The sequence below is a fragment of the Micromonospora craterilacus genome, assembly GCF_003236315.1.
GTDB lineage: Bacteria > Actinomycetota > Actinomycetes > Mycobacteriales > Micromonosporaceae > Micromonospora > Micromonospora craterilacus.
This window is the reverse complement of sequence record NZ_POTY01000069.1, coordinates 21,033-28,461: the sequence shown is the minus strand read 5'-3', so window position 1 is coordinate 28,461 and position 7,429 is coordinate 21,033. Positions and strand designations below refer to the sequence as shown.

The window sequence follows — 7,429 nt, the reverse complement described above, 5'->3', positions numbered from 1 at the left end:
GCCCCGATGCCGCCGGCCCGGTCCGCCCCGAGGCCGGTCCGCCCCGGCCGGGCGTCGCACCGGCCGGTCCGGCCTCCGGCAACCCGGGCCGAGCCGACGGGGACCGCCCCGGACCGCCCGGCGCGCCGGCGGTGGCCCGGGCCACCGCCGCGTCCCCGCGTCCTGACGACCGGCTGGCCGGCCGCGCCGCTCCGCCGCACCGGAACCCGACCCGTGCCGAGCCGTCCGGTGTTCCACCGCTACCGCCGCCGCGTACCGGCGAGGGTCCGGCGGTGGCCCGGGCCGCAGCTGTCGTCCCGCCCGCCGACCCGGCCGGACCTCGGCCCGCCGACCCGGCGGCTCGGCGGCCCGCCGAGCCGGAGACCGCGGACGCCGACCGGCCCGAGGACGACCCGCTCGGCGCCGGTACGGAAACCCGCCGGCAGAGTCACGGGAACCAGCGGCTGCGCGCGATCATCCTGGCGGTGGTCAGCGTGGTCCTGCTCGGCGGCGTACCGGTGTTCTTCGGCCTGCAGACCGAGAACCGGGACCCGGTCTTCGTCTCGCTGGACGAACTGGACGTGCCCACCTGGGCCGCGGCCCAGCCGGTCGACGACGTCAGCGGCAGCCGCTGGTGCCTGCTCGACTGCCGGCTGCGGGAACGCACCGTCAACTCGGACCGGTCGCCGGAGGAGACGGCCCAGGTGTACGAGGCGGCGCTGCGCCAGGACGGCTGGCAGCCGTGGACGCCGAACTACTGCCCCGAGCAGGAGGAGAAGGGCAGCTACACCTGCTGGCGGCGGGACGAGTTGACCCTCGACCTCTGGGTCCGGGCGCCGGCCTGCGTACCGCCGCCGGTGGACGGCGAGCCGGCGGTCGTACCGTCGGTCGATCCGGAGACCGCGGCCGAGGAGTGCGCCGGATCGTTGGTGTCGGTGAAGGTCCGCAACGCGATCGACGACGAGCGGACCAGACCACAGCCGAGCACCGACCCGTCACTGACCGGTGTGGACCCGTACCCGACGTTGGAGGAGGACCCGTTGGGCGAGGTGACGCCGTCACCACCGTCCTGAGCCGATCGTCATCACGGACGGTAGGGTCTGGTGCTGATGGCGCGCGCACCATCCGCCGATCCTCGGCGGGCCACCGGGCGGTTGGTGTGGGCGAGGCGGTCGTGCGTCTCGGGGATCGTGTGGTTCCGGGACACTGGTTGAGGAGGACAGGCGTGGGCATTTTGGAGGTCGCGGCGTTGATCGCGGCGATCGCGTTCGCGATGCTGGTGCTGATCCTGACGCTGCCCATCCTGCGGCTGAGGCACACCGTGGACGCCACCACCCGGATGATCAACGACCTCAACGACCGGACCGGTCCGCTGCTCGGCGACGTGAACACGACGGTGCGCAACGTCAACGTCACGCTGGAGCAGGTGCAGACGTCGCTCGACGGCGTCAACCTCCAGCTGGCCAAGGTCGACAACATGACCAGCCACGCCCAGAACATCAGCGCCAACGTCGCCAACCTGGTCGCGGTCGTCTCCGCCGCGGCGGCCAACCCACTGGTCAAGGTGGCCGCCTTCGGCTACGGGGTGCGCAAGGCGGCGGCCGCCCGCCGGCACGCCGAGACCGAGCGCGAGGTCCGGGACACCATCAAGTCTCAGCGACGCGCCGCCCGGCGCGGGAACCGCTGACCGGCGGCGGAGGTACGAGCATGAAGCGGCTGTTCTGGCTGGGCATCGGGCTCGCCGTCGGCGTGGTGGTGGTCCGCAAGGCGACCCGTGCCGCGCACGCGTACACCCCGGCCGGCATCGCCGACAACCTGTCACAATCCGCTGGCGGTCTGGTCGAGGAGTTGCGTAGCTTCGTGGCCGACGTGCGGGCCGGGATGGCCGAGCGGGAGCAGGAGATCCACGAGGCGTTCGCCCATGGTGAGGCGTTCGACGACCAGTTCGCCGAGCTGCGCGGTGAGCCGCGCCTCGGTGACAGAGACATCTTTCCGGAGGAACACCAGCGATGAAGACGGCGGAGATCAAGCGGCGGTACCTCGCCCACTTCGAGGCGAACGGCCATGCCGTGGTGCCGTCCGCTCCGCTGCCCGCCATCAGCGACCCGAACCTGTTGTTCGTCAACGCCGGCATGGTGCAGTTCGTCCCCTACTTCCTGGGCCAGCAGTCGCCGCCGTTCTCGCGTGCGGCGAGTGTGCAGAAGTGCATCCGTACGCCGGACATCGACGAGGTCGGCAAGACCAGCCGGCACGGCACGTTCTTCCAGATGAACGGCAACTTCTCCTTCGGCGACTACTTCAAGGACGGGGCGATCCCGTTCGCCTGGGACCTGGCCACCAAGTCCGTCGAGGCGGGTGGGTTCGGGCTGGATCCGGAGCGGATCTGGGCGACGGTCTACCTCGACGACGACGAGGCGTACGATATCTGGCTGCGTACCGGGGTGCCGGTGGAGCGGATCGTGCGCCGGGGCAAGAAGGACAACTTCTGGTCGATGGGCATCCCCGGCCCCGCCGGCCCCTGCTCTGAGCTGTACTACGACCGGGGTCCGGCGTACGGAGCCGAGGGCGGCCCGGAGGTCGACGAGGACCGCTTCCTGGAGTTCTGGAACCTCGTCTTCATGCAGTACGAGATCGCGGACGTGACCAGCAAGGAGCACTTCCGGATCGTCGGTGAACTGCCGAAGAAGAACATCGACACCGGCATGGGCCTGGAGCGGATGGCCTCCATCCTGCAGGGCGTCGACAACCTGTACGAGATCGACGAGGTCCGGCCGATCCTGGACCGGGCGGCCGAGCTGACCGGCAAGCGGTACGGCGCGCACTCCGGCCACGCGGCCAACCAGTCGCACCCGGACGACGTGCGGCTGCGGGTGATCGCCGACCACGTGCGTACCGCGCTGATGTTGATCGGTGACGGGGTGACCCCGAGCAACGAGGGCCGGGGCTACGTGCTGCGGCGGATCATGCGCCGGGCGATCCGGTCGGTGCGGCTGCTCGGCTGGCAGGACCGCGCCCTGCCGGAGCTGCTGCCGGTGGCCCGGGACTGCATGGCCCCGTCGTACCCGGAGCTGGCCGCCGACTTCGACCGGATCTCCGCGTACGCGTACGCGGAGGAGGACGCCTTCCTCGCCACGCTGCGCGCCGGCACCACGATCCTGGACACCGCGATCGCCGAGACCCGCACCGCCGGCGGTGCGGCGCTGTCCGGGGAGAAGGCGTTCCAGCTGCACGACACGTACGGCTTCCCGATCGACCTGACCCTGGAGATCGCGGCCGAGCAGGGGCTCAACGTCGACCAGGAGGGCTTCCGCCGGCTGATGGCCGACCAGCGGTCCCGGGCGAAGGCCGACGCGCAGGCCCGCAAGACCGGGCACACCGACCTGTCGGCGTACCGGTCGGTGCTCGACGCCGGCGGGCCGGTGACCTTCACCGGCTACACCGAGGTGGCCCGCGAGTCGACGGTGCGGGCGCTGCTCGGCACCGACGGCCCGCGTGCGGCGGCGGTCGAGGGCGACACGATCGAGCTGGTGCTGGACACCACCCCGTTCTACGCCGAGGGCGGCGGGCAGCAGCCCGACCTCGGCATGATCACGGTCGGCGGCGGTCAGGTCGAGGTCCTCGACGTGCAGCAGCCGGTGCCGGGGCTGATCGTGCACCGGGCCCGGGTGCTCCGGGGCGAGGTACGCGCGGGCGAGACCGGCTACGCCGAGATCGACACCAGCCGCCGGCGGGCCATCTCCCGGTCGCACACCGCCACCCACCTGGTGCACCAGACGATGCGCAACTTCCTCGGCGAGTCCGCCACCCAGGCCGGCTCGCTGAACGCCCCGGGCCGGCTCCGGTTCGACTTCAACACCGCGACCGGCGTGGCGCCGAGCGTGCTGCGGGACGTGGAGCAGCAGGTCAACGAGGTGCTCCTGGCCGACCTGGAGGTGCACGCGTTCGTCACCTCGCTGGAGGAGGCGCGCCGCATCGGTGCCATGGCGCTGTTCGGCGAGAAGTACGGCGACCAGGTCCGGGTGGTCGAGGTCGGCGACTACGCCCGCGAGCTGTGCGGCGGTACCCACGTGGCCCGCTCCGGCCAGCTCGGCCTGGTCAAGATCCTTTCCGAGTCGTCCATCGGTTCCGGCGTACGCCGGGTCGAGGCGCTGGTCGGCATGGACGCGTTCAACTTCCTGGCCCGCGAGCACCTGCTGGTCGCCCGCCTCGCCGAGCTGTACCGGGTCCCCTCCGAGCAGGTCGCCGACCGGGTCGAGCAGACGGTGACCCAGCTGCGCGACGCCGAGAAGGAGCTGGAGAAGCTGCGCGCGCAGCTCGTGCTCGGCGGCGCGGCGGCGTTCGCCGCCGGGGCCAAGGACGTGCGCGGGGTCGCCTACGTCGGCATCGAGGCACCCGAGGGCGCGGCCGGCAACGACGTACGCACCCTGGCCCAGGAGATCCGCGGCCGGATCGACCCGGCCCGGCCGGGTGTGGTCGCCGTGGCGGCCCGGGCCGGCGGCAAGGCATCCCTGGTGGTGGCGGTCAACCCGGCCGCCCGCAGCCGGGGTCTCGCCGCGAACGACCTGGTCAAGGCCGCGTTCTCCGGGCGTGGCGGCGGCAGCCCGGATCTCGCCCAGGGCGGCGGGCGGCCCGAGTCGGAAGTGCCGAACCTCCTGCTCACGGTCGAGAAGGCGGTCGCCGAGGCGTGAGCGAGCGAACCATTCGGCACAGCAGCCCGGCACCTCGCGCTGCCATGGAGCGGAGCGAGACGGCGGCGTGAGTCACCAGCGAGGCGAGTCAGGGCGGGCCGGATCGGTCCGCCCTGACGCGTCGTTGGGGAAGGTGACGGGGCGTGACTGAGTTGTCCCGGGGCGTACGGCTCGGCGTGGATGTCGGCCAGGTGCGGGTGGGGGTCTCCCGGTCGGATCCGCACGGGGTGCTCGCCACCCCCCTGGTCACCCTCGCCCGGGACCAGAACCCCAGGCCAGACGCGGTGCCGACAGACATCGCCGAACTCGCCGCCCTGGTCGCCGAGCACGAGGCGGTGGAGGTGGTGGTCGGCCTTCCGGTCAACCTCGCCGGCCGGCATGGGCCCGCGGCGGAGCATGCGAAGGCGTACGCTCGTCTCTTGGCCGATGCGATAACGCCTGTTCCGGTGACCCTGACCGACGAGAGGATGTCCACGGTCGTGGCGAGCCGTAGGCTTGCCGAACGCGGTGTCCGGGGGAAGAGACAACGCGCGGTGGTCGACCAGGCCGCCGCGGTGGAGATTCTGCAGAGCTGGCTGGACGCGCAGCGGAGGCGGACGTAATGATCGACGATCTGGATCTCGGGTACGACGAGCAGGATCGGGGTGACAAGGGCCGGCACCGCCGGGGCCGCAAACGCGGTGGCCGCTCCGGCGGCGGGCGGGGCAAGACCGTGCTGGCCCTGCTGCTGGCGCTGGTGCTGCTCGGCGGCATCGGCGGCGGTGCCTTCTACGGCTTCGAACGGATCCAGAACTACTTCGTCACCCCCGACTACGAGGGCGCGGGCACCGAGGACGTGACGGTCCAGATCCCGCAGGGCGCGTTCCTGGCCGACATGGCCGTGGCGCTGTACGACGCCGGCGTCATCAAGAGCACCAAGGCGTTCATCCAGGCGGCCGAGGACAACTCCCGCAGCCGCAACATCCAGCCCGGCACGTACAAGCTGCGCAAGGAGATGAGCGGCGCGAACGCCCTCGCGGCGATGCTCGACCCGAAGAACCGGATCATCAACGGGATCACCATCCCCGAGGGGCGCACCGCCAAGAGCATCTACAAGCTGCTCAGCGAGAAGACCGACATCCCGGTCAAGGATTTCGAGGCCGCCGCGAAGGACCCGAAGAAGCTCGGCGTACCGGACTGGTGGTTCAACCGGAACGACGGCAAGAAGGTCAAGAAGTCCATCGAGGGCTTCCTCTACCCGGACACCTACGAGATCCCGCCGGACGCCACCGCCGAAGCCATCCTCGGGCAGATGGTCGACCACTTCCTGACGGTCACCCAGGGGATGGAGTTCGCCGATCGGGTGCAGAAGGAACGCGGCGGGATCAGCCCGTACGAGGCGCTGATCGTCGCGTCGCTCGCCCAAGCGGAGGCCGGCACCAAGAAGGACCTCGGCAAGGTCGCCCGGGTCGCCTACAACCGGGTGTACGGCGAGTTTTTCTGCAACTGCCTCGAAATGGACGTCACGGTCAACTACTACCTGGAGCTGACCGGCCAGAAGACCAAGACCTCGGCCGAGATGACGCGGGACGAGTTGCTCGACACCAAGAACCCGTACAGCCGCAAGCTGCGCGGTCTCATCCCGACCCCGATCAACAATCCCGGCAAGGAAGCGCTTGAAGGCGCGATGGACCCGCCCAATGAGAAGTGGGTTTACTTCGTGGCGATCGACAAGGAGGGCAACTCCGCCTTCACCGCCGACTACAACCAGCACCTGAAGAACATCGAGAAGGCCAAGGAGGCCGGCGTCTTGTGATGACGGTTGCGCGGCGGGCGGCGGTGTTGGGGAAGCCGATCGCGCACTCGCTCTCCCCGGTGATCCACAACGCCGGCTATGCCGCCGCCGGGCTCACCGGGTGGTCGTACACCCGGATCGAGTGCGCGGCGGCGGAGCTGCCGGATCTCGTCGCCGGCCTGGGGCCGGAGTGGGCCGGGCTGTCGGTGACCATGCCCGGCAAGGAGGCGGCCCTTGAGGTGGCCGCCGAGGTCTCGCCGGTCGCCGCCGCCGTGGGCGCGGCCAACACGCTGGTACGCCGCCCCGACGGCTCCTGGTACGCGGACAACACCGACGTCAGCGGCATGGTCGAGGTGCTGACCGAGGCGGGCGTACGCGAGGGCGCGACAGTCACCGTGCTGGGCGCGGGCGGCACCGCCCGGGCGGCGCTGGCCGCGGCGGCCCGCCTGCACGCGGCCGGGGTGACCGTGGTGGCCCGCCGCCCGGCGGCGGTCGCCGAACTGGTGCCGGTCGCGGACGCCCTGGGGCTGACCATGACCGCCGCGCCCTGGTCGGAGGCGGCCGCCCTGGCCGGCGTCGATCTGCTGATCTCCACGGTGCCCAAGGGGGCCGCCGACGAACTGGCCGGCACCGTGCGCTGGCGTCCGGGCACGGTGCTCTTCGACGCGATCTACGACCCCTGGCCGACCCCGCTGGCCGCCTCCGCCGCGGCGGCCGGGTGCCGGGTCGTCTCCGGCCTGGATCTGCTGCTGGCCCAGGCGATCGGCCAGTTCGAGCAGTTCACCGGGGTCCCCGCCCCCCGCGCCGCGATGGCCGCCGCCCTCACCGCCGCCCGCGCCGGCTGACCATCCACGCCTCCGGCGAGGGGCTGATCCCCACCGCGTGGCACGCCGTCCCACCCCGGCCAGAAAAGTTCGGCCGGTGATGTCGAGAACCCGTGGCTGGCTCCGTCCCCGTGGTGAAGGTGACCAGAATGGGTCGCACCAGC

General features: G+C 71.6%; 7 protein-coding genes. All 7 read left to right on the top strand.

Features of this window, described 5'->3' with window-relative positions; all coding sequences use genetic code 11:
* Positions 1 to 443 precede the first annotated feature (443 nt).
* The 7 genes from C1I95_RS13405 (at position 444) to C1I95_RS13375 (ending at position 7,286) form a co-directional block, all read left to right on the top strand.
* On the top strand, positions 444 to 1,052 hold the full coding sequence (locus tag C1I95_RS13405; protein WP_111214148.1) for a hypothetical protein: 609 nt from the start codon (positions 444 to 446) through the stop codon (positions 1,050 to 1,052).
* 152 nt (positions 1,053 to 1,204) lie between these two features.
* Positions 1,205 to 1,666, top strand: a complete 462-nt coding sequence (locus C1I95_RS13400; protein ID WP_111214139.1) for a DUF948 domain-containing protein — start codon at positions 1,205 to 1,207, stop codon at positions 1,664 to 1,666.
* A gap of 20 nt (positions 1,667 to 1,686) precedes the next feature.
* Complete coding sequence (locus tag C1I95_RS13395; RefSeq protein WP_111214138.1) at positions 1,687 to 1,992, top strand: hypothetical protein; 306 nt, start codon at positions 1,687 to 1,689, stop codon at positions 1,990 to 1,992.
* Positions 1,989 to 4,667 (top strand): alanine--tRNA ligase, encoded by a 2,679-nt coding sequence (gene alaS, locus C1I95_RS13390; protein WP_111214137.1) that lies wholly within the window; start codon positions 1,989 to 1,991, stop codon positions 4,665 to 4,667. The genes C1I95_RS13395 and alaS overlap by 4 nt, the downstream gene beginning before the upstream one ends.
* A 143-nt stretch (positions 4,668 to 4,810) precedes the next feature.
* Positions 4,811 to 5,269: a Holliday junction resolvase RuvX gene (ruvX, locus tag C1I95_RS13385; RefSeq protein ID WP_111214136.1), complete on the top strand. Its 459-nt coding sequence runs from the start codon at positions 4,811 to 4,813 to the stop codon at positions 5,267 to 5,269.
* Positions 5,269 to 6,462, top strand: coding sequence for an endolytic transglycosylase MltG (gene mltG / locus C1I95_RS13380; RefSeq protein WP_111214135.1), 1,194 nt, complete (start codon positions 5,269 to 5,271; stop codon positions 6,460 to 6,462). Before ruvX ends, mltG begins: the two co-directional genes overlap by 1 nt.
* Entirely contained in the window at positions 6,462 to 7,286 is an 825-nt protein-coding gene (locus tag C1I95_RS13375; RefSeq protein ID WP_111214134.1) for a shikimate dehydrogenase, read from the top strand. The genes mltG and C1I95_RS13375 overlap by 1 nt, the downstream gene beginning before the upstream one ends.
* Positions 7,287 to 7,429: the final 143 nt, after the last annotated feature.